Here is a 25,794-nt window from a genome sequence, read left to right on the forward strand (position 1 = left end):
ACTGTTATTTGAATTTTTGCACAATATTACTTAACAACGTTAGATAATTTAATATAATTAAATATGAACACCGGGAATGCCAGAATGCCACAATTTTTTAACAAAGAGAATGTCCAACAAATTAAAACCAATACTAAAATGAAAAATGTAATTATAACCAGTTTTATCCTGGCACTAGTGCTAAGCAGTTGTGCAGATAAATCGCAGGCTCCAGCAGCTCCTGCTCCACCATTGTTACCCGTTCTAGCTATTACAAGCGAAAACACTACTACAGATGCTGAATATCCTGCTTCGATTCAGGGAACAGTTGATGTTGAAATTCGTCCTCAGGTAAGCGGAAACCTTGAAAGAGTTTTTGTAGACGAAGGAGCTTATGTAAATAAAGGTCAAACTTTATTCAAAATAAACGAACGTCCTTTCCGTGAGCAATTAAACAATGCATTGGCAAGTCTTCATGCTTATGAAGCGGCTTTAATAAATGCTCAGTTAGAAGTTGATAAATTAACTCCTTTAGTTCAAAACAAAGTAGTTTCTGATTATCAGTTAAAAACAGCTAAAGCTTCTCAAAAAATTGCTGCTGCAAACATCGAACAAGCAAAAGCAATGGTAGGATCTGCCAAAATTAATTTAGGATATACAAATGTTACAGCTCCAGTAAGCGGTTACATTGGTAGATTGCCTAAAAAACAAGGAAGTTTAGTTTCTGCAACTGATGTTGAGCCGTTAACAAACTTATCTGATGTTCATGAAGTTTATGCTTATTTCTCTTTAGGAGAAACTGATTTCATCAATTTTAAAGCGCAATACGCTGGAAATACACTTGGTGATAAACTAAAAAAATTACCTCCTGTAACTTTGGTTTTAGCAGATAATAACGCTTATCCTCAAACCGGAAAAATCGATATGGTAGACGGTCAATTTGATAAAACTACCGGCGCGATTACTTTAAGAGCAACTTTCCCTAATGCTGGCGGAACTTTACGTTCAGGAAACACAGGAAGAATTCGTTTAGGTCTTCAACATGATGATGCGGTTTTAGTGCCACAATCAGCTACTGTTGAGATGCAGGATAAAGTTTTTGTTTTCACAGTAAATAAAGAAAACAAGGTTACTAAAATGCCTATCACAGTTTCTGGTAAAAGCGGAACGAATTACATTATTAAAGATGGTGTAAAATCCGGTGACCAAATTGTATTAAGCGGAATCGATAAACTTCAGGACGGACAAGCAATTCAGCCGGAAAAATCATCTCCTGCAAAAGTTGCCCAAATAATTAATAAAAAATAATTTTTACGAAAATGTTCAAAATATTTATACAAAGACCTGTACTGGCAACCGTTATTTCCATTTTATTGGTCATATTAGGTATACTTGGTCTTACGAAGTTGCCCTTACAACAGTTTCCTGATATTGCACCGCCATCGGTTTTGGTAACGGCAGTTTATCCAGGAGCGAATGCAGAAACGGTTTTACGTTCTGTGGCACCATCACTTGAAGAGTCTATCAATGGTGTTGAGAACATGACTTACATGAGTTCTACGGCCAGTAATGACGGATCTCTTGCAATTACAGTGTTCTTTAAATTAGGAACTAATGCAGATCAGGCCGCGGTAAACGTGCAAAACAGAGTTGCTCAGGCAACTAGTCAGTTGCCGGCAGAGGTTGTTCAGCAAGGTGTGACTACTGCAAAACAACAAAATAGTTTCATTATGGCTATTGGTATGTTTACCGAAGATGAGTCAAAATACGATCAGACTTTTGTTGCCAATTATGCACAAATCAATATTATTCCGGAGATCAAACGTATTCCAGGAGTTGGTTCAGCCAGTATTTTTGGAGGTGTAAAAGATTACTCAATGCGTGTTTGGTTGAATCCAACGCAAATGTCTACTTACAAAGTGACACCAAACGAAATCATGAGCGCGATTCAGGATAAAAGTTTGGAAGCTGCTCCGGGTAAATTTGGAGAAAGAAGTAAAGAAGTTTTCGAATATGTAATTAAATACAAAGGAAAATTAACTAAACCGGAAGAATATGAAAATATAGCTATACGTTCTAATGCTGATGGTTCAATACTTCGTCTTAAAGATGTAGCCAGAGTTGAACTTGGTGCTTACTCTTATAACAGTTTAACACGTTTAAATGGTAAAAAAGGAGTTGTAATTGGTATTATCCAATTAGCAGGTTCTAACTCGAATGATATACAGGTTGCCATTAATAAATTGATGGAAAAATCAGCTAAAGATTTCCCTAAAGGAATAAAACATAACATTTTCTATAGTACAAAAGTTGCTTTAGATCAATCTATAGAACAAGTTCAGCATACTTTACTTGAAGCGTTTATATTAGTATTTATCGTAGTATTTATATTCCTTCAGGATTTTAGATCAACATTAATCCCGGCTATTGCTGTACCTGTAGCAATTTTAGGAACGTTCTTCTTCATGCAGTTATTCGGATTTTCGATCAACCTTTTAACGCTTTTCGCTTTAATTCTGGCGATTGGTATTGTGGTAGATGATGCGATTGTGGTCGTCGAAGCCGTGCATGCGAAAATGGAGCACAAACATTTGTCTCCAAAAGTAGCCACTCATGAAGCAATGCACGAAATAACGGGTGCTATTATCTCGATTACGCTGGTAATGGCTGCTGTATTCCTGCCGGTTGGTTTTATGGAAGGCTCAACAGGGGTTTTCTATCGTCAGTTTGCCTTTACGATGGCGATTGCAATTGTAATTTCAGCTGTTAACGCATTGACTTTAAGTCCGGCACTTGCTGCTTTATTCTTAAAAGACAATCATACAGCTCACGAAGGAGATGCTCCGTATGTTAAAAAAGGATTTAAAGAGAAATTCTTTAACGGATTCAATAAAAGTTTTGATTCCTTAACCAACCGTTATGTTGGTGGTTTGAAATTTTTAATTAGAAGAAAATGGTTAAGTTTAGGAGGTTTAGCTTTAATTACTGTAGCAACTGTAATAATGGTAAAAACTACTCCTGCAGGATTTATCCCAACTGAAGATCAAGGTTTTATTGCAATTGCAGTAAACACTCCTTCAGGAACATCTTTAGACGGAACTCAAAAAGTGATGACTGAGGCTGAAAACATTCTTAGCAAATTAGATGCATCAAGAGACGTTACCGCAATTTCAGGTTTCAACTTATTGACCAATTCTACAAGTCCATCTTCAGCTGTTGTTTTCGTATTACTTAAACCAAATGAAGATCGTGGAGATGTCAAAAATATTGACGAGATCATGAATCAGGTTCGTGGAAAATTAGGTTCAATTTCAGGCGGAAGTTTCTTCGTATTTAGTTTCCCTACTGTTCCCGGATTTAGTAACGTTGAGGCTTTAGATTTAGTACTACAGGATAAAACGGGAGGAAAACTGGATAAGTTTAGCGGAATCTCTCAAAACTTCATTGGCGAATTGATGAAACGTCCGGAAATTGCAGTAGCATTTACTTCTTTCAAAGCAGATTATCCTCAATTGCAATTGGATATCAATGATGAAAAAGCAGATCAGTTAGGCGTAAAAGTAAAAGACATTTTGCAAACCATGCAAACGTATTTTGGTAGTGCACAAGCTTCTGACTTTAATAGATTTGGTAAATACTACAGAGTTGTTGTTCAGGCAGATATCGATGACAGAGCTGATCCGTCATCAATAGACAGAGTTTTTGTAAAAAACAAAACTGGCGAAATGGTGCCAATAAATACTTTAGTAAAACTAACCCGTATTTATGGTTCAGAAACTGCTTCGAGATACAATTTGTTTAATTCGATTTCGATCAATGCAATCCCAAAACCAGGATTTAGTTCCGGAGATGCGATTAAAGCGATTCAGGAAGTAGCAGCACAACAATTACCTGCGGGTTACGGTTTTGAATTTTCAGGACAAACTCGTGAAGAGATTTCGTCCGGAGGTCAGTCAGCAACTATTTTCTTACTGTGTTTGATATTCATCTATTTCTTACTTGCTGCACAGTATGAGAGTTACATATTGCCATTGGCCGTAATCTTATCAATACCTGCAGGTATATTTGGAGTATTTGTTGCCATTGGATTAACAGGAATCGAAAACAACATTTACGTGCAAGTTGCACTGGTAATGCTTATTGGACTTCTCGCCAAGAATGCGATTCTGATTATAGAATTCGCCGTCCAGAAAAGAAAATCAGGTCAGGCACTAGTCAGAGCGGCAATCGACGCAGCGAAACTACGTTTACGACCAATCATCATGACGTCACTAGCCTTTATTGTGGGTCTAATCCCAATGATGAGCGCCACAGGACCATCAGCACAAGGTAACCACTCAATTAGTATTGGTGCCGCCGGAGGTATGATATCAGGAGTAATACTTGGGTTGTTTATCATCCCGGTTTTATTCATCATCTTCCAGCATTTACAAGAAAAGGTTTCTGGAAAACCAGTAGCCGTAATTCATAACGAAGAAAAATAAAATGGAAAACTATATAACGACAATCCTCGTGGCCATCATAATTGGCATTGGATACATATCCTATAAAATCTCAAGAGATCTTGATAACAGAAAAGATACTTGTACAGAAATTTAATGACAACATATAAAATGAAAAATTATATAACCAAAATCGTGATGATCGCCATTTTGATCACGACTATAATATCCTGTAAAGTTTCGAAGGATATTGAAACTCCAAAAGATGCATTTCCTGAAAATTTCAGGAATGCATCGGTTTCAAAAGACACCGCGAGTATTGCAGATGTGGAGTGGAAAAACTTCTTTACAGAAAAAGATATTATTCAATTGATTGATAGCGCTGTAGCAAGAAACAATGATTTGCAAATTGCAGTTAAAAATATCGAAATTGCACAATATAGATTTACACAATCAAAATGGGGAAATGTTCCTCAGGTGAGTTTGAATGTAAGTGCAAGTACAAGCAATCCTTCTGATAATAGTTTTACCGGAAAGAATTTAGGACAGGCTTTAGGCCAAAATCATATCGATGATTATTCTGCCGGAGCATCACTTTCATGGGAAGCTGATATTTGGGGGAAAATCAAAAATCAGAAAAAAGGTGCTTTTGCAAGTTACCTTCAGTCAGAAGAAGTTAAAAAGGCTTTGCAAACTACTATTGTAGCCAATGTTTCTAAAGGATATTACAATCTTTTGATGTTGGATGCACAATTGGAAATCGCGAAACAAAACTATAAATTGAATGACAGTACAACAACCATAATCAAATTAAAATACGATGCAGGTCAAGTAACTACATTAGCGATTCAGCAATCAGAGGCGCAGAAACTAGTTTCGGCACAATTGATTCCACAATTAGAACAAAACATTGCCATTCAGGAAAATGCTTTGAGCGTTTTGACAGGATCTTTTCCAAATTCAAAAAACAGAACGATTCGTTTAAGTACTCTTGAAGTAAAAAACAATAAAGCAGTTGGAATTCCATCTTCATTAGTGAGTAGAAGACCGGATGTAAAAAGTGCTGAATTAGCGCTAAAAGTTGCTAATGCAAACGTAGGAATCACAAAAGCCGATTTGTATCCGGCACTTAGGATTACAGCTCAAGGTGGTGTAAATTCATTTGAAACAAGCAATTGGTTCAACATTCCGGCTTCATTGTTTGGAACTGTTGCCGGAGGTTTGACTCAGCCTTTATTAAACAATAAAAAGGTAAGAACGCAATACAATATTGCTGTTGCCGAAAGAGAAAAAGCAGTTTTAAGCTTTAGACAATCTGTTTTGGTTGCTGTTAGCGAAGTATCTGATGCTTTGGTAAAAGTAGAGAAACTACAACAGCAAGAATTTTTCCTAAAAGAAAGAGTAAAAACATTGCAGCAAGCGATTAAAAATGCCAATTTGTTATTTAAAAATGGTATGGCTGAATACTTAGAAGTTCTTTCTGCTCAGGCAAACTTATTGCAAAGCGAGCTGGAACTTGCCAACATAAAAAGAGAACAATTTTCTGCTAATACCGAGTTATATCGTGCATTGGGCGGTGGTTGGAGATAATACCCGTTAATTATTTATTTTTTGAGATGAAAACGCTGTAAGACTTAGGTTTTGCAGCGTTTTTTATGCTTTATAATGACATGGCACGCGGATGACACAGATTTGCTTCGCGAAGCGCGGATTGACGCATATTTTTTCTCAATCTTTGTGTAATCGTACGCTGATGACGCAGATTCGCTCCGCGAAAACACGGATTTACGCAGATTTTTATTCGCAATTTATCATCCTGACGCAGGAAAGCTCACATAAGAAACCCTGCAATAATAATTACATTTGTCACATTGAGCGAAGTCGAAGAGCGGAATGTAAATAACCAATCTTTGTCGAGCTACTTGTGTGTCCTTCGAATTCGCTCACGATGACAAAAATGAGAACAACATACATAAACAGAACAAAAATCCGCGTCAATCCGCGTTTTTGCTTTAGCAAATCCGCGTTATCCGCGTGCCATTTGTCGCAAGCCATTTATTACACTTTATTTCTTTACTTTTGATAAGCCTAAAAACCTCAGGAATGTCTATCAATTACAATAAATACCTCAACGATTTAAAACTAAAATTTGAAAGCTACTCTCCTATTTCAGCAGCATCATGGCAATTGATTGAAAATATAGTTGAGATCAATTCAATAAAAAAAGGAGAATTACTTTTAAGAAACGGACAAGTTGCAAAAGAAATCCATTTTATCGCGAAAGGTGCTCTACGTGCTTTTATAACAGATGACGAAGGAAATATTTACAATAAGAATATTTTTCTCGAAGGTGATCTTGCAGGCTCAACGGCTTCTTTAATACAGCAAACTCCTTCTTATTTTGCAATAGAGGCCCTCGAAGATTCTATTTTAATCAACATCAATTACAAAAAATATCGCCAACTGATATTCCAAAATGACGATCTGAAAAACTTCTATATTGCCTATCTCGAAAGAAATTGGGTGATCGAAAAAGAGCAAAGAGAAATCTCGATAGTCATGGAAAACGCCACCGAAAGATATTTGGACCTTCTCTCTAAACATCCTGATATTTCAGAGAGAATTGCATTGCTTCATATTGCTTCACATTTAGGGATCACGCCAACGCAATTAAGCCGTATCAGAAAATCTCTTGAAAAAAAATTGTAAGTCAACATAGGTAAAGATTTTCCAAAAAAACTAAAAGTATCTTTGCTTTATATTCTGTATAATTATTATCGAAATGAAAAATACCAAGCTAATCGAAGACAACATAAACAATCTAACCGATTTATGGAAAACTGTTGGAACTCCCTTCCTATCTTATCATAAAAGCGATTCTTTTGAATATTGTAAAATCGAAAATTCAGAGTGGCCAAATAAATTGTGGTTCCGTAAAGATATTTCCAAAAATGAAGTAATAGACATTCGTAGAACCATCCAGAATAATTCAGGTTTAGTTCTACCCTATTGGGATATTTTCGGGACAAATTCATACGAAATATTTGATGCATATGGTTTTGAAATAAAAAGCAAACAAATTGCGATGGCATTGAAATTAGATCAGAAATTTACGTTTCAAAATAATCTACACTTTAAAAAAATTAACAATCAACAAGATGCCAAAATCTGGTCTGACTTATATCCAAATGCTTTTGGTTATGTAATCAGCAAAGAAACTCTGATTCATAATCATAATAATGTTCACTTTTATTTGGCTTCTCATGAAAACCAGCCAATAGGAACTTTTATGCTTTTTCAAACTCAAAACAACATCGGAATACATGGCGTTGGTGTAATTCCTGAAATGCGAAGAAAAGGATTCGCAGAAGAAATTATGAAATTTGCTCTAAATCTTTCTATAGATTTAAAAGCTGATTATGCTTTATTGCAAGCTTCTGAAATGGGAAAAGACATTTATACAAGATTAGGATTTGAAGATTTATTTGTGATTAAAAACTATATTTTGAAAGCTGAATAATGGCACGCGGATGACACGGATTCGCTTCGCAAAAGCGCGGATTTTTTTTATTCTCTTTTTTTTTATTCGTAATCTTGTCATCCTTATATAGGAAGAATCACACCAATAATTCGATAAAGATTATCGATTTTGATTGCGGAGTTTCTGGCGTGGGCTTCGACTCCGCTCAGCCTGACAAACTATACGAAAAACCCGGTGTAAAAACTACATTCTATTTCTATTACTCTTTACTCTATACTCTTTCCTCTTCATTCTTCATTCTTTCTTTTTTTTTCTTTCTTCTATACTCTTTATTCTATTCTCTTTATTCTATTCTCTTTATTCTATTCTCTTTACTCTATTCTCTATTCTCTTTACTCTATTCCCCACATTTCTTCCACTTTGTCCTAAATGACCTTAAAATAGTCGCAAATGTGTATTTACACAACAAAATAAGAATCGTAAGTTTGTAACACATTAACTGATAACCATTTAAAAATAAACCACATGAAAAAAGCAAAGATCATTTTTTGGATTACGACAATTATTATTTTTCTGTTCGAAGGTGTTATGCCGGCATTAACTTCGCAAACTGAACTTGCTAAAGAAGGAATCAAACATTTAGGTTATCCGGAGTATTTTGGAAATGCTTTAGTTGTTTTTAAAATCCTGGGCGTTTTAGTATTGGTAATTCCTCAAATTCCAAAAAATGTAAAAGAATGGGCATATGCCGGATTTGGTTTCGATTTCATTTTCGCTTCGATAAGTCATTTTTCTGTTGACGGTGTTGGTTTTCAATCCTTTTTTCCGCTAATCTTTTTAGTGATTCTCGCAATTTCATATACCTACTATCACAAAATTGAACGATATAAAAATATTGCTTTGTAATTTTAGGAAACGATGATCGAAGTTTTTAAAACAAATGTTCAGGAAGTAGAGCAATCGCAAATGATTGTTCAAAAACTTCTTGAGCATTTCCCAAACAGCGCCATTAATTTTGATTTGGAAGATTGTGACAAAATTTTACGGATTCACAGTTTATCAATTTCAAACAGAAAAATTATTGCCCTTCTTAATGCGCATGGATTTTATTGTGAAGAACTTTAAAAACCATTTACGTCATAATAAACTGATTTTTAAATTCTTAATTTAAAATTGTAAATTTATCATACTAACTATTAAAATAATAGAAATATGATTTTACCAGCAGGACATCAGGCGATAATGCCTTATTTAATTTTGAATGGTGCAGCACAATTCATCGATTTTACAAAAAAGGTTTTTGATGCAGAAGATTCTAAAGAACAAATTCTTCGTAAAGACGGCACTATTATGCATGCCGAAATTATCTTAAACGGAAGCACTCTTATGGTTACGGATGAAACTAAAGACTGGACGAAACAAACTGCCAACTTATTTGTTTATGTTCCTAATGCCGATGAAACCTACAAAAGAGCGCTCGAAAATGGCGCAACAAATCTAATGGGATTATGCGATCAGAATTACGGCAGGACTTGCGGAATTACTGATTCTTTTGGAAATGTGTGGTGGATAACCTCTGTTTAGAAACAATTTCAATTTTAAAATCAACAAAATGAAAACAGCACTTCAAAAAAATATTGTTGAAACGTTTAAAAAATTAAACGAAATCCTTTCATCTTTTTCTAATGAAGAATTAAATATTGTTCTTTACAAAGGGAGCTGGACAGCCGGACAAGTTGTACAGCATATTATTTTGGGAAATTCCGGTTATCCCGAACTGTTTAATGGAAAAACACAAAAAACAATCCGTAAATATGATGAACATGTAAAAGAGCTGGAAATTCTTTTTCTAAATTTCAATACTAAAATGAATGCGCCGGATTTCCTAAAACCAGAAATGAAAAATTACAATAAAAATGAGTTAACTTTATCCCTGCACGAAATAGAATCTGAATTATTGAATGCATCTCAAAATTATGATTTAACTTTAACCTGTGTCGATTTTAATGTCCCGGGGTTTGAAAATTTTACTATTTATGAATGGATTAATTTTGCTCTTGTTCATTCTCAGAGACATACACACCAATTGAATTCTATATTTAAGATGTTAACTAAAGTGTAATGTTTTAAGATCCAACACAAACCCATCTCTATGAAATCAAAATCAGGAACAATTTTTTTATCAGGTCTAATAGCCGGAACACTTGATATTCTGGCGGCTATTTTTGTGTATGTCATCATACTCGAAAAAACAACCACAATAAAAATTCTGCAATCTATAGCCAGTGGTATTTTCAAAAAAGAGGCATATACGGGAGGATCACAAATGATATGGTTTGGACTGGGATTTCACTACCTGATTGCTTTTGTTTTTGCCTGGTTCTATTTTAAAATTTATCCCTATTTACCATTTCTTAAAAAGAGTACTGTCATATCTGGATTTCTATACGGAATTTTCGTGTGGATTATAATGAATCTAATCGTCCTGCCAATTGTATTTCCAGTTCTGCCAGAAAAACATTTTGATTTTCCTTTACTATTATCTATCACAATATTGATGCTATTTATTGGTCTTCCAATTGCGTCTGTCACAAAAAAGTACTATTCTCCATTAGAATAAGTTTTCAGTCGCAATAGCAACCAGAAACCTAAAAACTTCAAACGATCTGAAACAAAAAGTCCCCGTATTCAAATTTGCAGCAAAAAACTGAAAATTGAATACCGGGACTCGATACTGTATAAAGTTTTGCTACACTTTTGTTCTTCCGGTAAATAATGAAATTATAAATAATACCAAAAATATAAAGAATAAAATTTTTGCAATGCTGGCTGCTCCTGCGGCAATTCCGCTAAAACCAAAAATTCCCGCTATTATAGCCAGAATTATAAATGTGACTGTCCATCGTAACATAATTATAGATTTAAATTTATAAATATGACTTTTATAAGTCGGATTTGTTTGTTACACAAAGTTTCTTAAATCTTACAAAATCCTTTAACTCAAAACGTTAATTTATTATCTCAATCAACTATAAATCAGTTTTTTGACGTACTTTTATAATTCCCCATTTTCGTTACAGAATTCCCACAGAAATGCTTTTGAGTTAATTTTTTGATTGATTGGATTAATCGGGCCTGCATCCATAAAGTAATTTTAGATAAAATTTTCAGAGATATGGAATTGGCGACAAAGCATGGTGTGATTTTAGAAAAAACCGAAAGAGCTTTCGAAGAATTAGGTGTTTTGAATCCTGCCATATATCAAGATGAAAATAATGTTCATATGTTTTACAGAGCTGCTAAAAGAGGAAACTTTTCCACAGTGGGTTATTGTCGACTTGAAGGTCCGCTAACTTTAGTAGAAAGAAGTACAGAGCCCATTTTTTCTCCTGAATATATTTACGAAATTCATGGTGTAGAGGATCCCCGAATTACAAAAATCGATGATCGCTTTTACATGACTTATGTAACTTATGATGGCATTAATGCATGTGGAGCTTTAGCAACTTCTAAAGATTTAAAAAAATTTAGAAAGAGAGGAATTATTACACCTAAATTCATTTTGAATGAATTTACTAATTTGATTAGAAAACATTTACAAAATCCGAGTATTGCAAAAATACTTGCTTTTAATCTGGAAAGAAATTATCCTTTGACAGAAACGATAAAGGATAACTTATATGTATGGGATAAAAATGTAGTCCTTTTTCCGAAAAAAATCAATGGAAAATTTGTGGCATTACACCGCTTATTTCCATCAATTCAAATCTTTACTTTCGAAAAAAAGAAAGATTTAACAGTTGAATTTTGGAAAGATTACTTGAAAAACCTTCCTGATTATATTGTAATGGAGCCTAAATATGATCACGAAACAAGCCATATTGGTCCCGGCGCTCCTCCTATCGAAACTCCTGATGGATGGTTATTAATTTACCACTCAGCAGAAAAGCGCGATAAAGGATTGGTTTATCATGCATCAGCAGTTTTACTGGATCTTGAAAATCCGCAAATCGTTTTAGCACGATTACCAAAACCAATTATTACGCCCTCAGAATATTACGAACGACACGGTTATGTAAATTATGTTGTTTTCCCAACAGGGACAGCCATTTTTGAAGACCGATTATATATTTATTACGGTGCTGCCGATGACAAGATTGCGGTAGCTTCATTGAACCTAAACGACTTATTAACAGAACTAAAACAGAATCCCAATGAAAACGATATCAAATAAATCAAAAATAGTTTTTCTATCTACATTTCCACCAACTCAATGTGGCATAGCAACATATACGCAGGATACCATAAAAGGAATTACAGAAGTTTTTGGGAAATCAATTACTTGTCAAATTTGCGAATTAGTAGATAAACCGAAAGAAAATCCAACTCAGGCTTATACTTTAAACACAAAAAATAAGCAAGAATATACCAAAGTTGCACAGGAAATCAATAAAGATAAATCTGTGAAATTGGTTCATATTCAGCATGAATTTGGTTTATTTGGAGGAAATTATGGAGACTATTTATTAGATTTTTTGAATGAAGTCAAAAAACCATTAACCTATACCTTTCATAGCGTAATTCCAAACCCGAACAACGAACTTAAAACTTTCGTGAAATTGTTACTTTCTTATAGCAATTCGGTATTTGTAATGACCAATCAGTCAAAAGAAATTTTGATAAAAGACTATGACATTAAAGAAGAGATTATCACTTACGTACCACACGGAACCCATATTGTAATTTATGAAGCTCCACAACAGGCTAAAGAAAAATTTAATATACAGGACAGAAAAGTATTATCAACTTTTGGCCTTTTAGGAGAAGGAAAAAATATCGAAACTGGTTTACAGGCATTGCCAAAAATCATTGAAAACACACCAAATGCCCTATATTTAATCATTGGCAAAACACATCCTAATTTAATTATTGATGGCGTTGACGCTTATCGTGATAAACTAGAAGGCATTGTAAACGATCTCAACCTAAAAGATCACGTTCGTTTTATAAATCAATACCTTGATACAGATGAGCTTTTAGATTACTTAAAAGCCACAGATGTATATTTATTTACATCAAAAGATCCAAATCAGGCAGTAAGCGGCACTTTTTCTTACGCGATGAGTTGCGCTTGTCCTATTGTAGCTTCAAAAATTCCACATACCAGAGAAGTTTTAACACCAGATTCAGGGATATTAGTAGATATAGGAAACGTAGATCAATTTTCTAAAGCCGCAATAAAACTACTGTCAAATGACAATTTAAGAGAAGAAATGGGGATTAACGCATTTAGAAAAACCCGCGCATCATCTTGGGAAAATGCAGCAATTACACATATGAATACTTATCAGGAACTTTTTGAAAATCAGACAGAAGTAAAATTTACATATCCTTCTATTCAATTGGCACATATCAAAAAAATGACCACTGATTTAGGAATTATACAATTCAGTAAAATCTCAATTCCTGATCTTGATTCAGGATATACATTAGATGATAATGCTCGTGCATTAATTGCTTTTTGCATGCATTTTAAACTAACTCAGGACAAAGAAGACTTAGCTTATATTTTAGTTTATTTAGATTTTATTATTCGCTGCCAACAGCCAAAAGGCGATTTTATCAATTACGTTGATCAGGAGAACCGTGAACATGTCGAACAAAATGCCGAAGTAAATTTAGAAGATTCTAATGCAAGAGCCATTTGGGCGTTAGGAACTGTTGTGGCAAATAGCGAAATATTACCTGAAGCTATTGTTAAAAAAGCGTCTAAATGTTTGTTGAACTCTCTAAAATGGGCTGAAAATATTCAATCGCCACGTTCTATTGGTTTCGCAACAAAAGGTTTGTATTTGTATCATACAGCTGTTCCTAACTTATATGTAGCGGCGATCATCAATAAACTGAATGCGAAGCTGCTTTCTAATTATGAAATTCATGCTTCAAGCGATTGGAAATGGTTTGAAAACTATTTAACTTACGGAAACGGAATCTTGCCGGAATCAATGTTATATGCTTTTCTCACCACCAACAAACCTATTTATAAAAAAGTAGCATTAGATTCTTTAGACTTTTTAATGTCGAAAATGTTTATTGATAAAAAGTTCAAGGTAATCTCTAATAATGGATGGCTGCACAGAAATTCACAAGAAGCAGTAAACCAATACGGAGAACAACCAATTGATGTGGCGTATACAATTCAGACTTTGAATTCATTTTATAGTGCATTTGGAACTCCTGAATATAAACATAAAATGAAAACGGCCTTTAATTGGTTTTTAGGAAAAAATCATCTGGGAGAAATTATGTACAACCCAATTAGCGGCGGTGGTTATGACGGACTTGAAAAAGAAAATGTAAACTTGAATCAGGGTGCTGAATCGACTGTTTGTTTTCTAACAGCAAGATTATTAATGGAAAACCTTAAATTATCTGAGATAAAAGTAATACCGCTAATGAAACCTAAAAACGGAATCGCTATTAATTCTTAGCAATAACATCCTATATTACTGACTAAATATACTATTTAACCGTAAAGGGCTGCCACAAAAGGCAGCCTTTTTTATGCTCCATTTTGTCGTTCTCGCGAAAGAGGAATCATATTATCCCACTGACAACAATTGCCCCTGCAGATACAAGTACAAGCTAAGTATGAATTTTACTAATTATTACTAATTGGTTTGTAAAATTGATTTCTCAAACCAGATTAACACAATAAACATTTGTGCAAATTCGTGCAGTTCATGTTGTTGTTGATTTATGATATTCATCTTGATACATTATCCTTAAAAGTTTCTTTGTTTTTAACAATTTCCCCATAACGTTACTATTTTCAGATTATTGTGTTTAATTATGTTAATTATATAAACTTGAAAAAAAGTTGTGTAAGATTTTTTCTGTAGTTCTAAAGTAATTTTAATCTACAATAATCAAAGGGTATGCAACCAGATCAAACCGTTGGTTTTCATGCATTTGATTTAACTTAAAAACATAGTATTTTGATACTTACTTTAAAAAATACATTCACAGAAATAGGAAATGCAACCGTGTTTGCAAAGCAGTTTTTTAAGGAGGTTTTTGTTCCGCCTTATGAAACGAAAGAGTTTTTGAAACAATGTTATGTTATTGGCTATAAATCATTGCCGCTCGTTGCCATAACCGGTTTTATAATGGGTTTGGTACTTACGCTTCAATCCAGACCAACTTTGGTGAAATTTGGGGCCGAATCGTGGTTGCCGGGAATGGTTGCGCTTTCGTTAATTAGAGAAATTGCTCCGGTAATTACAGCCTTAATTTGTGCGGGAAAAATTTCGTCAGGAATTGGTGCTGAACTAGGCTCTATGAAGGTTACCGAACAAATTGATGCAATGGAAGTTTCAGCTATTAACCCTTATAATTATTTAGTAGTTACCCGAATTTTAGCCTGTACATTAATGGTTCCTATTTTGGTGTTTTTTGCTGATGCAATAGGAATTATAGGCGGATACGTTGGTATAAATATTCACGGTGATGTTAATTTTTACCGTTACCTGACACAAATACTACAATCACTGGAATTTTTAGATCTTTTTCCGGCAACTATTAAAACATTTTTCTTCGGTTTTTTTATTGGAATGATTGGATGTTATAAAGGCTTTAATGCTGCAAATGGAACTGAAAGCGTGGGAAAAGCAGCCAACTCTGCAGTAGTTACGGCTTCGTTAACCATTTTTATTATTGATATGGTCGCTGTTCAAATAACCGATTTATTTTTTTAAGATGATTAAGGAAAAAGAAAATATAAAAAAACCTGTTTCAAAAGCTAAAAAGCAAGAGCCTATTATTGTGATAAAAGACCTTCACAAGACTTTTGGTTCTGATAACGAAGTTTTAAAAGGTGTAAATCTTACGGTAAACAAAGGAGAAGATTTAGTGATTTTAGGACGTTCAGGATCAGGAAAATCAGTTACAATAAAATGTATCGTAGGCTTAATTGAACCTGATAAAGGCGAAATAAAAGTTTTTGATGAAAACGTATTAAACCTAACTAAAACGGAACTGAATAAAATCAGGGTCAGAATTGGGTTTTTATTTCAAAGTGGTGCTTTATACGATTCAATGTCCGTACGAGAAAATCTGGCTTTTACATTAAAAAAGCATAAAAGGGATTTAACCGCAGAAGAAGTTGAAAATGAAGTAATCGAAGCGCTGGATAATGTTGGATTAAGTGATGCAATCGACAAAATGCCATCTGAATTATCTGGCGGAATGCAAAAACGTATTGGCTTAGCCAGAACTTTAATCCTAAAACCGGAAATCATTTTATACGATGAACCTACAACCGGATTAGATACCATAACATCCAGAGAAATAAGCGAGTTAATTCTCGACATCAAACATAAACGTAAAACAACTTCGATCATTATTACGCACGATATGGCTTGTGCAAAATTGACAGCTGACAGAATTATGGTTTTGAAAGATGGAGTAATACATGCCGAAGGGACATACGAAGAACTAGAAAAAGACGAAGACGAATGGGTTCGCTCTTTTTTTCAATAATACTAAAAATAAATAATTAGAAATCATGGATAAGCAATCTGGATATACTTGGAAATTAGGAATGTTTGTAACAATAGGTTTGTTGCTTTTTATAATGGCGATTTACTTTATTGGGAAACAAAAAAATCTTTTTGGTTCAACATTCCACATCTCATCAAAGTTTAAAACCGTTAGTGGTTTAGAGGTGGGAAATAATGTTCGTTTTTCAGGAATTAATATCGGAACAGTCGAAGAAATAAGATTGATTAATGATTCTTCGGTTGTGGTAAGAATGGTCATAAAAGATGAAGTTCGTGAATTCATTAAAACTGATGCTCGTGCCAGCATAGGTTCAGACGGATTAATGGGCGATAAAGTTTTGACTATTTCTCCAGGTGAAAAATCTCAAAAAGTCGTCGAAAACAACAGTGCAATTGCTTCTATTGATGGTATCGAAATGACTGACATCATGAAAAGTGTCAAAAAAAGTGTGGATAATATTGGTGTGATTTCTGATGAAATTGCCATTTTCAGCCATAGCATGAATAACGGAAATGGTGCTCTGGCACGATTAGTTCGTGATGATAAAATGGCCAATAGTGTTTCTAACACGCTTTCTAACCTAGAATCAGGTACAAAAGGTTTCAGTGATAATATGCAAGCAGCTAAAAGCAACTTCTTGTTTAGAGGTTACTACAAGAAAAAAGAGAAAGAAAAGGAAAAGAAAAAAGAAGAGCTGAAAGAGAAAAAAGAGGAACAGCAGGAAAAGGCAGCAAAAGAGAAAGAGGAGAAAGAAAAAGAGAAAGCTGACAAAGAACTAAAAGCGAAAGACGAAAAACAAAAACAGGAGAAGCAAAAAGAAGAAGACGCTAAAAAAGCTGCATCTGAAAAAGGAAAAAAATAATTGATTAAAGTCAATAATATGAAAACTTCATATAAAAATATAAGCCTGAAAATCTTAAAAGTAACGGGAATAGTAATAGCAAGTATCTTGCTGTTACTATTTTTGATTCCGCTGCTTTTTCCCGGAACTGTAGCCAGCGAAGTAAAGAAAATTGCGAACGAACGTTTAGATACCAAATTAAATTTTACGAAATCAAGACTATCATTTTTTACTCATTTTCCCTCATTAACCGTTTCATTAGATGATTTATCCCTTACCGGCTCAGCACCTTTTAGCAACGATACTTTGCTTAAAGCAGACCAAGTTGCTTTTGGGATTAACTTAAAGAGATTGATTTTTGACAATGAAGTAAAAATTAATAAATTATATGTTTCTAAAGCATTAATTAATATCATGGTCAACCAAAAAGGGCAAGCCAATTATAACATTTATGTAGCTCCTGAAGACCGCGATAAAAAACCAAATGATCCAAATGCACCTGAGGAAGGAACTGCCATTCGATTAGAACGAATTGATCTTAAGGATTGTCACGTAAAATACAACGATCGTTCTGCTAAAATTTTGGTCGATGCAAAAGGTTTTAATTATATTGGAAAAGGAAATCTGAGCGAAGATATCTTCGACTTAAATACGGATGCCAGAATTGATAATGTCGATTTCTATTATGACCAAACTGCGTATCTAAGAAAAAAAGCAGTGCGTGCTGATTTAATTACCAGAATTAATACACATGCACTTTCGTTTATTCTTCAAAAAAACGAATTAAGAATCAATAAATTACCTCTAAAATTTACCGGTTTATTTACCATTTTAAGAGATGGATATAAAATCAATATCAAAGCGGCATCAGAAAACACAACCGTCAAAGATTTGCTTTCTGTAATGCCTCCGGAATATTCTTCCTGGATGGATGAAACCGAAATTTCGGGTAATAGTGACCTCCTTTTTACTTTTAGGGGAAATTATAATGTAGCCAAAAAACAAAAACCGGATCTGGCTTTTAATCTAAAAATTGATAAAGGCGCCATAAATTATCAAAATGCCCCTGCCCCGTTAACAGATTTTCAAATGAACCTGAATGCAGTTCTGCCTTCACTTGATATCGAAAAACTCTTGATTAATCTGGACACTTTTAAATTTAAAGTTGGAGAAAAAGATTACTTCACCGCTTATTTACGAAGCAAAGGTTTTAACGAAATGACTGTAGATGCGAGCGTAAAAGGTGCATTAGATTTAGCCACAGTCGATGCTGCACTGGGTTTAACAAGCATTGATCTAAAAGGAATTTTAAAAACTAACATTCAGGCAAAAGGAATTTTTAGCACATCAAAAAAACTATTCCCTAAAACGATTGGCGGAATCGCATTACACAACGGCTGGCTAAAAACAGATTCTTATCCCAACCCTATTAAGGACATTACTTTTGTCGCTAACGTACTTAACAAAGCAGGAACGTTTCAGGATTTAATTGTTGCAGTTGCTCCCGCTTCATTTGTTTTTGAAGGCAATCCGATGTATGTAAATGCAACACTTTCTGACTTTAGTGATTTAGCTTATAATGCCAAAATAAAAGGAGAACTAAATGTTGGTCGCATTTATCAGGTTTTTTCTAAAAAAGGACTTGATGTAACTGGTTATGCAAAAGCTGATCTCTCACTTAAAGGAAAACAAAGTTACGCCACAAAAGGACAATATGAAAAACTGGACAATCGCGGTACAATTATCTTAAAAAACATTAAAACAACATCAGAACTTTTCCCTAAAGCATTTTTTATTAAACAGGGAAATTTCCGCTTTCAGAACGAAAAAATGTGGTTCGAAAGATTTGATGCTTCTTACGGAAAATCTGACTTTGCCATAAACGGATATTTACTCAATACAATCAATTACTTTCTTGAATCGCACGGAACTTTGAGCGGGAATTTTAACATGAAGTCAAAACTGATCAATGTCGATGAATTTATGGCGCTTAAAAAAGGTGAAAATACAGATCGTAATATCGAAGTAGAATATGCTAAAGAAGATCATCCAAAAATGAGCGGAGTTGTTATTGTGCCCAAAAACTTAAATGTTGCGCTTACTGCAAATGCGGATAAAGTAGAATATAACGGATTGGTCTTAAACAAACTTAACGGTAAAGTTGGAATTACTAAAAATGGTTTTTATTTAGAAAATACCACTTTTAATATTATTGACTGCCTATTGGGTGTTGATGCTACCTACAAAGATGAATCGCCAACATCTGCCCATTTCGATGCTCATTTTACGGCCAAAGACTTTAGCGTTCAAAGGGCTTACAAAGAAATCCCGATGTTTCACGATATGGTTAGTGTAGCAGAAAAAGCACAAGGAATTATTTCTGTCGATTATAAAATAAAAGGTGATTTGAATGGTAATATGGGACCTATTTACGAATCGCTTGAAGGTGGCGGAAAATTGAATTTACGTGATGTAAAAATTAAAGGATTAAAACTATTTGACGGAATCAGTTCGCAAACTGGCCAAAAAGGCCTGGATGATCCTAATCTGAAAGGAATCGAAATTAATTCGACGATCGATAATAATTTAATTCATATCGAAGACTTCACTTTTAGCGTCGCCAGTTTTAAACCTACGATTAAGGGAACAACAAGTTTCGACGGACTTCTAGATTTACGAATGCGATTAGGATTGCCGCCATTTGGTATTATAGGATTTCCAATTGTTATTACAGGAACACACGAAGCTCCTAAAATTAAAATTTTCAGTAAAACGGGTCAAAAAATTGATCCTGCTGTTTATGATGAAAAACACAATAAAGTTATTCGCGAAGAAAAAGTAAGTAAAAAAGTAGATAAACGGAAAAGGTAAATTCAAATGAAAACTAAAAAACAAAACAAAAGCAGTGCTTTCGAAAAATTCGCAACCAATGTTTCTAAAGCCGCAGGAAGTACGACCGCTTTTATTGGTGCTTTTTTAATAGTCGTTGCCTGGGCAGTTTCAGGACCAATTTTCGATTATTCAGAAACGTGGCAATTGGTTATTAATACCGGAACTACTATTATTACTTTTTTAATGGTTTTCCTTATTCAGAAAGCGCAGAATAAAGATTCACTTGCTATACAGCTAAAATTAAACGAATTAGTAGCTTCAAACGAGTATTCAAGTAACAGTTTGGTCGACATTGAAAGTATGACTGAAGAAGAGATGATTATTGTTCAAAAATATTATCATAAACTAAGCGAGCTTGCCAAAAAAGATGAAAGCATAAGAAATTCCCATTCTATTGCAGAAGCATCTGAACAGCATGAACGCAAAGACAAAAGCAGAACTAAATTACGTACCAGAAATATCACTAAAAAATGAAACTACGCTCTACTGAAACTTTCTGGCCCTTAAAAAGTGCCATGAAATACAGTTATCCGTCTATAGATTCAGATCTTAAGACGGAGATTTTAATTATTGGCGGAGGAATAACAGGGGCTTTAATCGCTTACAAGTTAATCTCTGAAGGCAAAAAAGTAATATTGGCAGATCGCCGCGACGTTGCAAACGGTAGTACGGCTGCAAGTACGGCTTTGCTTCAATATGAAATTGACGTTCCGCTGCACGAACTTATCAAAATTAGAGGATTAGAATGTGCCGTTGATAGCTATAGAAACGGAAAAAAAGCCATTTTTGATCTCCGCACTATTATTGATACAATAAAAAGTAACTGCCAGTTTGAATTCAAAAAAAGTATTTATTACTGCTCTCTAAAAAAGGATATTCCATTTTTAAGAAACGAATATAAATGCCGAAAAGAACACGGGTTTGACGTCAACTGGCTCGAAAGATGGGATCTTGAAAAAATGGGTTTAAATGCAGTTGCAGCCATAGAATCTAAAACTGCTGCTGTCATGGATCCTTATAAATTAGCGATAGATTTATTGCGTTATTGCCAAAAAAAAGGAATGCAGATTTTTGACAGAACTAATATAACATCTATTCAAAATATAAGAGGAAAGTCTATAGCGCACACTGAAAATAAATGTACCATTACGGCAGATCACGTTATTCATTGCAGTGGTTATGAAAGTACCGAAACATTAGCTGAAAAAGTAGTCGATCTAAAAAGCACTTACGTCATAGCATCAGAAAGCATAGAGGTATTGCCAACAGCTTTTAAGAATGCTATTTTTTGGGATACTTCTAAGCCTTATCTCTATTTTAGGGTCACGGCAGACAACAGAATCATTATGGGCGGTGGCGACGAAGATTTTAAAGATGCTGTAAAGCGTGATAAATTATTACCTAAAAAAGAGCAATATCTTTTAAGACATTTTAGAAGAAAATTTCCCAACATCAATTTTAAACTAGATTATTCATGGGCGGGAACTTTTGGAGAAACTAAAGACGGTTTGCCTTATTTTGGAAAACCAAATCCGGAAAAAAATGAACATTACGTTTTGGGATTTGGCGGAAACGGAATTACTTTCAGCGTGATAGGCATGAACTCAATTCTTGATTCTATTAACGGTAAACAGAATACTGATTTAGACTATTACCGCTTTGGAAGATAAAAAAGGTTAAACCTTTTTTAGGCACAAAGTAACAAAGGTTCAGAGGGACAAAGTTCTAACCTTTGCGCCTTTGCAACTTTGAACCTTTGTAACTAAATTTTTAACTCCATCTGAATATTACAACGTTTATAAGGTGTTGCTAATCCAAAAACCTTCTGGAAACCTAATTTATAATACAGGTTTATTGCAGGTTTCAGTATTGTATTGCTTTCCAGGTAAATTTTCTCAGCACCTAATTCCCTGGCACTATTTGCGATTGCCTGACCTAATAAAAAACCAATATTTTTGCCTTGTGCTTTAGGCGAAACCGCCATTTTTGCCATTTCAAAATCATAATCTGAATTGTTCATTTTGATAAGTGCACAAACGCCAACAGGCTCATCATGATACAAAGCCACCAGAATTTTTCCCCCTTTATTCAGGATATATTCATCAGGATTATCTAAAGCCTTATAATCCGCTTCTTCCATTTCGAAATAAGTCGAAATCCATTCTATGTTTAACGATCGAAAAGCGTCCAGATATTTAGGCTCAAATTCAACAATTTTTACATCCTGGCTTTCGCGTTTCTTTTTATGTTCATTTACCCTTTTTAGCAAACTTTTTTGCTCCAATAAAAATTCCCATTCTTCCAGCGCGGCCCAAAGATTATGACTCGATTCGGTTATTAAACCATCTACAGCAGCTTCAACATCTTTAAGCTGTAATTTTAACTCTTTCGAAAATTCCCACCCTTGTGGCGTGAGCACAACAATGTTTCTACGTTTGTCACTGCTCTTTTGATTTTCTTCTATCAGCCCTGCAGCAATCATTTCCTGAATAATTTTACTGACTGATGGTTGCGAATGACCAATTTCGCTCGCGATTTCAGTAATTGTCATCTCTTTTTCTTCCAGAAGAGTATAAAAAACAGGAAACCATTTGGGCATAAAATTCATACCATACGACTCATATATTCTTGCCGCATCATCTGTTATGATTGCCGTCATTAAACGTAAACGACTTCCTAAAGCCACTTTACCTACTTTATTAAAAAATTCCATATATAATCAATTACATAACTAGTTATGCAAATGTATATATTTTTTAGACACTAAGGTTCTAAGTTGCTAAGAATCTAAGTTTTTTTTTGAAATACTTATAAATTAAAATACATATCTAATGAAAACGAGTGCCATAGCCCTGATAGAAGTGGAAATCCTTTTTTGCCGGGGTTCGGCACAAAAGATTGAAACGGATAGCAGGAAACAGCTCCTAGAAAAGATGCAAATTCAGCTTGACATTCATAACGAAAGACACACTGCTACGAATCTCTACGGTAAAAATCCAGAAAACTTTGAACACAAAAAAAAGACGCACTTGATGTACGTCTTAGTATAATTTTCGCAACTTAGCAACTCAGAACCTTAGTAACTTAGCAGCTTTAATCAAGCTGTAATAGCCAAAGGATTTAAATTGAATTTATATTCTTTAGGACTGCAATGGAATTTTTGTTTGAATATTTTTGAGAAATAGCTTCTGCTTGTAAAGCCAATACAGTACACAATTTCGGATATATTTAAGTCTGAAGTTCTAATTAGAATTTCGGCTTTTAGCACACGCATATGGGTAATGTAGTCGTTTACAGTTCTGTTGTGGATCATTTTAAAACCTTCCTGAAGTTTATTGGGTGACAAACCTGATTTTTTGCTCAACGATTTTATCGTAAAAGCTTCTTCAGGATTGGCTTTTATAGCTTCAGACAGTTCTTTAATTTCTTCCATTTCGCGTAAAGTCAAACAATTTGTATCTTTTGAGAATGCACATTGATCATCAGTATGTTGTTGGATTTCCATTGCCAGAATGATTCTTAAAATTCCTTCTTTCAAAAGATTTCTAACAATTCCGGTTTGATTAATGGCATCTAATTGCTCTATTTTCTCGGCAATTTTAAGATTGTACGACCCTAAATAAAAGAAATCCTGACCTGCATTATTTTCAAAGAAAGTTTCTTTTACTTTTTGGTTTAAAGAATGCATTTGATCCTGTACAGTGTTTTGGGTTCCTACAATAATTAATGTGAATTTTGTTTTCTTGTCTTTTTCAAAAAGCAATACATTATCCTGTTTTTGTTTTGAAGTTACGATCGCAGTCTGAAAGGTTTTAAACTTTCTTTCTTCGCCGGTAACGCCAAAACTGTGCGATAAATTACCTTTAGAACAATAAGCAAAATATATAGGAGACGATTTACTGTTAATGATATCCATGCGAACATCGACTGAAAAAGTCATATCGAACTGAACGTACGAAATATTGTCATTGAAAGAGGCACCAATAATTGAACCTTTTGCAAAACTATTGTTCGTTTCAAGCGTATATTCGTTCAAATCAAATGTTACTTTTCCTCCAAAGTTTGTATTTAATTCTTCAAAAATATTTTGTGCTTTTTCTGTATTTATAGTAACTATTTTCATTTTGCAAGGATTTAGAATTCTACTTAATTTTATATAGATTTATAAAAAAGAAAAACTCCGTTTTGTAGTACTGGATTTCTAAAAATCTATAGTTCAAAGTTCGTCCACAACCAAAGCAAAAATGTTATATAATTTTTCTAAATTGTTTTATAATTACTTATGGATGATTATTTTAACTTTTAAAATCTTTACCTTGTTATATTACTAATAAAAAAATTATGAAAAGTTTTTCATTTTCCCCTATATCGAATAACGATGCTACTATTTTGATTTTAGGCACAATGCCCGGAACAAAATCCCTGGAACTGAACCAATATTATGGTCATAATCAGAATAATTTCTGGAAATTTATGTTCGCCATTTTCAAGGAAGATTTCTCGAACGATTACGAAACCAAAAAAGCTCTTTTGCAAAAAAACAAAATCGCTTTATGGGATGTGCTCCAATTTTGTGACCGAGTGGGAAGTTTAGACAGTGCAATAAAAAATGAAATTGCCAATGATTTTGAAACGTTTTTAAAACAACACCCCAATATTAAAGCGATATTATTTAACGGGCAAAAGGCAGCGGCTTTCTTCAGGAAATATGTTCACTTAAATAATGCGTATCAACTTATTACGTTACCATCAACAAGTCCCGCAAATGCGAGCAAAACATATCAATCAAAATTAGAGGAATGGCAGATTGTTGCTTCTCTTCTAAAAAACAATTAAGTTCTTAAATATTGAAATTTTAGAACTTTTCTATTTTAAAATATAACATAAATCAAACAAAGCGAGACTAATTTTACCCTAAACAAATTAAAGCCATGAAAAAGGATGATCATGCAAGTGAGGCTTTTTTAAATATTGATATTACTAAACAAACTTTAATAAGTTTAATTTATAAAGGAAACATTGGTTATGTTAGTTTATTTTTGGAAAAAAAGCTATTCTATTTTTTAGGGTAGCTTTTGTTTTTTTATGCCATACTTAAAACAAATAAATTATGAAAATTCAAACCTATTACAATCATATTCGCTATTATGCCCCACATCATTTTGTTTACTATCCAGTTTTGACAATCTTCTTAGCTGCAAGTATTTACTTTGCTTTTACAACAGACGATTCGTTAATCTGGTCGTTTATAAGCGTAGTTTTTGTGTTCCTGTTTTGTCTTGCTTTTATGTTGCGCCAACATTATGCATTAATTCTTCAAAACCGAATTGTACGATTAGAACTTCGCTATCGTTACTTTACTCTTAGCGGGAAAAGATTTGAAGATTTGGAATACAAATTAACTGATGATCAAATATTTGCCTTGCGATTTGCTCCCGACAATGAACTGTTGCCTCTTATCGATGACGCCTTAAAAAATAACCTGACGGGCGATGCTATAAAAAAAGCAATCGTACACTGGAAAGCCGATTATAACAGGGTTTAGAATAGCACTTGCAATGTCTAAATCAATAGCAATGGCAGGAATAAATATAAAT

The 25,794-nt window shown here is 34.0% G+C and carries 25 protein-coding genes; 22 read left to right on the top strand and 3 right to left on the bottom strand.

The features are described from left to right. Positions 1–63 precede the first annotated feature (63 nt). The 10 genes from QLQ94_RS20030 to QLQ94_RS20075 all read left to right on the top strand — a co-directional run bounded on the left by QLQ94_RS20030 (position 64) and on the right by QLQ94_RS20075 (position 10,522). Entirely contained in the window at positions 64–1,287 is a 1,224-nt protein-coding gene (locus QLQ94_RS20030; RefSeq protein WP_271336145.1) for an efflux RND transporter periplasmic adaptor subunit, read from the top strand. 11 nt (positions 1,288–1,298) lie between these two features. Then, positions 1,299–4,463, top strand: coding sequence for an efflux RND transporter permease subunit (locus QLQ94_RS20035; protein WP_271336144.1), 3,165 nt, complete (start codon positions 1,299–1,301; stop codon positions 4,461–4,463). 129 nt (positions 4,464–4,592) lie between these two features. Then, positions 4,593–6,011 (top strand): TolC family protein, encoded by a 1,419-nt coding sequence (locus QLQ94_RS20040; protein WP_271336143.1) that lies wholly within the window; start codon positions 4,593–4,595, stop codon positions 6,009–6,011. Between the two features lie 513 nt (positions 6,012–6,524). Continuing rightward, positions 6,525–7,130, top strand: coding sequence for a Crp/Fnr family transcriptional regulator (locus QLQ94_RS20045; RefSeq protein WP_271336142.1), 606 nt, complete (start codon positions 6,525–6,527; stop codon positions 7,128–7,130). Between the two features lie 73 nt (positions 7,131–7,203). Further along, entirely contained in the window at positions 7,204–7,941 is a 738-nt protein-coding gene (locus tag QLQ94_RS20050; RefSeq protein WP_271336141.1) for a GNAT family N-acetyltransferase, read from the top strand. A gap of 486 nt (positions 7,942–8,427) precedes the next feature. Then, on the top strand, positions 8,428–8,808 hold the full coding sequence (locus QLQ94_RS20055) for a DoxX family protein (RefSeq protein WP_271338527.1): 381 nt from the start codon (positions 8,428–8,430) through the stop codon (positions 8,806–8,808). A 12-nt stretch (positions 8,809–8,820) separates the two neighbouring features. Further along, a complete protein-coding gene (locus tag QLQ94_RS20060; protein WP_271338526.1) occupies positions 8,821–9,027 on the top strand; it encodes a hypothetical protein in 207 nt (68 codons plus the stop codon). Between the two features lie 87 nt (positions 9,028–9,114). Continuing rightward, positions 9,115–9,486, top strand: coding sequence for a VOC family protein (locus QLQ94_RS20065; protein ID WP_271338525.1), 372 nt, complete (start codon positions 9,115–9,117; stop codon positions 9,484–9,486). Between the two features lie 28 nt (positions 9,487–9,514). Beyond that, positions 9,515–10,024: a DinB family protein gene (locus QLQ94_RS20070; RefSeq protein ID WP_271338524.1), complete on the top strand. Its 510-nt coding sequence runs from the start codon at positions 9,515–9,517 to the stop codon at positions 10,022–10,024. A gap of 30 nt (positions 10,025–10,054) precedes the next feature. Continuing rightward, positions 10,055–10,522: a DUF1440 domain-containing protein gene (locus QLQ94_RS20075; RefSeq protein WP_271338523.1), complete on the top strand. Its 468-nt coding sequence runs from the start codon at positions 10,055–10,057 to the stop codon at positions 10,520–10,522. Positions 10,523–10,651: 129 nt separating this feature from the next. Here QLQ94_RS20075 and QLQ94_RS20080 read toward each other — a convergent pair whose 3' ends face one another. Beyond that, a complete protein-coding gene (locus QLQ94_RS20080) occupies positions 10,652–10,813 on the bottom strand; it encodes a DUF1328 domain-containing protein (protein ID WP_271338522.1) in 162 nt (53 codons plus the stop codon). A gap of 264 nt (positions 10,814–11,077) precedes the next feature. Here QLQ94_RS20080 and QLQ94_RS20085 point away from each other — a divergent pair, with 264 nt between their 5' ends. The 8 genes from QLQ94_RS20085 (at position 11,078) to QLQ94_RS20120 (ending at position 21,867) form a co-directional block, all read left to right on the top strand. Beyond that, positions 11,078–12,136, top strand: a complete 1,059-nt coding sequence (locus QLQ94_RS20085) for a glycoside hydrolase family 130 protein (protein WP_271338521.1) — start codon at positions 11,078–11,080, stop codon at positions 12,134–12,136. Further along, entirely contained in the window at positions 12,117–14,393 is a 2,277-nt protein-coding gene (locus QLQ94_RS20090) for a glycosyltransferase (RefSeq protein WP_271338520.1), read from the top strand. The genes QLQ94_RS20085 and QLQ94_RS20090 overlap by 20 nt, the downstream gene beginning before the upstream one ends. Before the next feature lie 507 nt (positions 14,394–14,900). Beyond that, positions 14,901–15,659, top strand: a complete 759-nt coding sequence (locus QLQ94_RS20095; protein ID WP_271338519.1) for an MlaE family ABC transporter permease — start codon at positions 14,901–14,903, stop codon at positions 15,657–15,659. Between the two features lies 1 nt (position 15,660). Beyond that, a complete protein-coding gene (locus QLQ94_RS20100) occupies positions 15,661–16,443 on the top strand; it encodes an ABC transporter ATP-binding protein (protein ID WP_271338518.1) in 783 nt (260 codons plus the stop codon). 25 nt (positions 16,444–16,468) lie between these two features. Continuing rightward, complete coding sequence (locus QLQ94_RS20105; RefSeq protein WP_271338517.1) at positions 16,469–17,326, top strand: MlaD family protein; 858 nt, start codon at positions 16,469–16,471, stop codon at positions 17,324–17,326. Positions 17,327–17,344: 18 nt separating this feature from the next. Further along, positions 17,345–20,176: an AsmA family protein gene (locus QLQ94_RS20110; RefSeq protein ID WP_271338516.1), complete on the top strand. Its 2,832-nt coding sequence runs from the start codon at positions 17,345–17,347 to the stop codon at positions 20,174–20,176. 6 nt (positions 20,177–20,182) lie between these two features. Next, a complete protein-coding gene (locus QLQ94_RS20115) occupies positions 20,183–20,671 on the top strand; it encodes a low affinity iron permease family protein (protein WP_271338515.1) in 489 nt (162 codons plus the stop codon). Continuing rightward, positions 20,668–21,867: an NAD(P)/FAD-dependent oxidoreductase gene (locus QLQ94_RS20120; protein WP_271338514.1), complete on the top strand. Its 1,200-nt coding sequence runs from the start codon at positions 20,668–20,670 to the stop codon at positions 21,865–21,867. The genes QLQ94_RS20115 and QLQ94_RS20120 overlap by 4 nt, the downstream gene beginning before the upstream one ends. A 92-nt stretch (positions 21,868–21,959) precedes the next feature. On the opposite strand, the gene QLQ94_RS20125 is transcribed toward QLQ94_RS20120, so the two are convergent. Next, positions 21,960–22,910 (bottom strand): bifunctional helix-turn-helix transcriptional regulator/GNAT family N-acetyltransferase, encoded by a 951-nt coding sequence (locus QLQ94_RS20125; RefSeq protein ID WP_427402886.1) that lies wholly within the window; start codon positions 22,908–22,910, stop codon positions 21,960–21,962. A gap of 118 nt (positions 22,911–23,028) precedes the next feature. Here QLQ94_RS20125 and QLQ94_RS20130 point away from each other — a divergent pair, with 118 nt between their 5' ends. After that, positions 23,029–23,247, top strand: coding sequence for a hypothetical protein (locus QLQ94_RS20130; protein ID WP_271338512.1), 219 nt, complete (start codon positions 23,029–23,031; stop codon positions 23,245–23,247). Positions 23,248–23,294: 47 nt separating this feature from the next. On the opposite strand, the gene QLQ94_RS20135 is transcribed toward QLQ94_RS20130, so the two are convergent. Further along, the gene (locus tag QLQ94_RS20135; protein ID WP_271338511.1) at positions 23,295–24,320 is read right to left on the bottom strand and encodes a helix-turn-helix domain-containing protein; all 1,026 of its coding nucleotides are present in this window, start codon (positions 24,318–24,320) and stop codon (positions 23,295–23,297) included. A 218-nt stretch (positions 24,321–24,538) separates the two neighbouring features. On the opposite strand from QLQ94_RS20135, the gene QLQ94_RS20140 reads away from it, so the two are divergent. From QLQ94_RS20140 to QLQ94_RS20150, 3 genes are all read left to right on the top strand, one after another. Then, positions 24,539–25,033: a DNA-deoxyinosine glycosylase gene (locus QLQ94_RS20140; protein ID WP_271338510.1), complete on the top strand. Its 495-nt coding sequence runs from the start codon at positions 24,539–24,541 to the stop codon at positions 25,031–25,033. Between the two features lie 95 nt (positions 25,034–25,128). Next, on the top strand, positions 25,129–25,269 hold the full coding sequence (locus QLQ94_RS20145) for a hypothetical protein (protein WP_271338509.1): 141 nt from the start codon (positions 25,129–25,131) through the stop codon (positions 25,267–25,269). A 38-nt stretch (positions 25,270–25,307) separates the two neighbouring features. Next, on the top strand, positions 25,308–25,742 hold the full coding sequence (locus tag QLQ94_RS20150) for a DUF6526 family protein (protein ID WP_271338508.1): 435 nt from the start codon (positions 25,308–25,310) through the stop codon (positions 25,740–25,742). Positions 25,743–25,794: the final 52 nt, after the last annotated feature.

Source organism: Flavobacterium sp. B114r (genome assembly GCF_056824125.1).

What these genes read in the sequence shown, in the direction of transcription:
- QLQ94_RS20080 (WP_271338522.1), bottom strand. Translation starts at nt 10,813, where the DNA reads ATGTTACGATGGACAGTCACATTTATAATTCTGGCTATAATAGCGGGA.
- QLQ94_RS20150 (WP_271338508.1), top strand. Translation starts at nt 25,308, where the DNA reads ATGAAAATTCAAACCTATTACAATCATATTCGCTATTATGCCCCACAT.
- QLQ94_RS20055 (WP_271338527.1), top strand. Translation starts at nt 8,428, where the DNA reads ATGAAAAAAGCAAAGATCATTTTTTGGATTACGACAATTATTATTTTT.
- QLQ94_RS20030 (WP_271336145.1), top strand. Translation starts at nt 64, where the DNA reads ATGAACACCGGGAATGCCAGAATGCCACAATTTTTTAACAAAGAGAAT.
- QLQ94_RS20040 (WP_271336143.1), top strand. Translation starts at nt 4,593, where the DNA reads ATGAAAAATTATATAACCAAAATCGTGATGATCGCCATTTTGATCACG.
- QLQ94_RS20125 (WP_427402886.1), bottom strand. Translation starts at nt 22,910, where the DNA reads ATGGAATTTTTTAATAAAGTAGGTAAAGTGGCTTTAGGAAGTCGTTTA.
- QLQ94_RS20050 (WP_271336141.1), top strand. Translation starts at nt 7,204, where the DNA reads ATGAAAAATACCAAGCTAATCGAAGACAACATAAACAATCTAACCGAT.
- QLQ94_RS20120 (WP_271338514.1), top strand. Translation starts at nt 20,668, where the DNA reads ATGAAACTACGCTCTACTGAAACTTTCTGGCCCTTAAAAAGTGCCATG.
- QLQ94_RS20085 (WP_271338521.1), top strand. Translation starts at nt 11,078, where the DNA reads ATGGAATTGGCGACAAAGCATGGTGTGATTTTAGAAAAAACCGAAAGA.
- QLQ94_RS20130 (WP_271338512.1), top strand. Translation starts at nt 23,029, where the DNA reads ATGAAAACGAGTGCCATAGCCCTGATAGAAGTGGAAATCCTTTTTTGC.
- QLQ94_RS20100 (WP_271338518.1), top strand. Translation starts at nt 15,661, where the DNA reads ATGATTAAGGAAAAAGAAAATATAAAAAAACCTGTTTCAAAAGCTAAA.
- QLQ94_RS20135 (WP_271338511.1), bottom strand. Translation starts at nt 24,320, where the DNA reads ATGAAAATAGTTACTATAAATACAGAAAAAGCACAAAATATTTTTGAA.
- QLQ94_RS20075 (WP_271338523.1), top strand. Translation starts at nt 10,055, where the DNA reads ATGAAATCAAAATCAGGAACAATTTTTTTATCAGGTCTAATAGCCGGA.
- QLQ94_RS20140 (WP_271338510.1), top strand. Translation starts at nt 24,539, where the DNA reads ATGAAAAGTTTTTCATTTTCCCCTATATCGAATAACGATGCTACTATT.
- QLQ94_RS20035 (WP_271336144.1), top strand. Translation starts at nt 1,299, where the DNA reads ATGTTCAAAATATTTATACAAAGACCTGTACTGGCAACCGTTATTTCC.
- QLQ94_RS20070 (WP_271338524.1), top strand. Translation starts at nt 9,515, where the DNA reads ATGAAAACAGCACTTCAAAAAAATATTGTTGAAACGTTTAAAAAATTA.
- QLQ94_RS20110 (WP_271338516.1), top strand. Translation starts at nt 17,345, where the DNA reads ATGAAAACTTCATATAAAAATATAAGCCTGAAAATCTTAAAAGTAACG.
- QLQ94_RS20145 (WP_271338509.1), top strand. Translation starts at nt 25,129, where the DNA reads ATGAAAAAGGATGATCATGCAAGTGAGGCTTTTTTAAATATTGATATT.
- QLQ94_RS20045 (WP_271336142.1), top strand. Translation starts at nt 6,525, where the DNA reads ATGTCTATCAATTACAATAAATACCTCAACGATTTAAAACTAAAATTT.
- QLQ94_RS20115 (WP_271338515.1), top strand. Translation starts at nt 20,183, where the DNA reads ATGAAAACTAAAAAACAAAACAAAAGCAGTGCTTTCGAAAAATTCGCA.
- QLQ94_RS20060 (WP_271338526.1), top strand. Translation starts at nt 8,821, where the DNA reads ATGATCGAAGTTTTTAAAACAAATGTTCAGGAAGTAGAGCAATCGCAA.
- QLQ94_RS20065 (WP_271338525.1), top strand. Translation starts at nt 9,115, where the DNA reads ATGATTTTACCAGCAGGACATCAGGCGATAATGCCTTATTTAATTTTG.
- QLQ94_RS20105 (WP_271338517.1), top strand. Translation starts at nt 16,469, where the DNA reads ATGGATAAGCAATCTGGATATACTTGGAAATTAGGAATGTTTGTAACA.
- QLQ94_RS20090 (WP_271338520.1), top strand. Translation starts at nt 12,117, where the DNA reads ATGAAAACGATATCAAATAAATCAAAAATAGTTTTTCTATCTACATTT.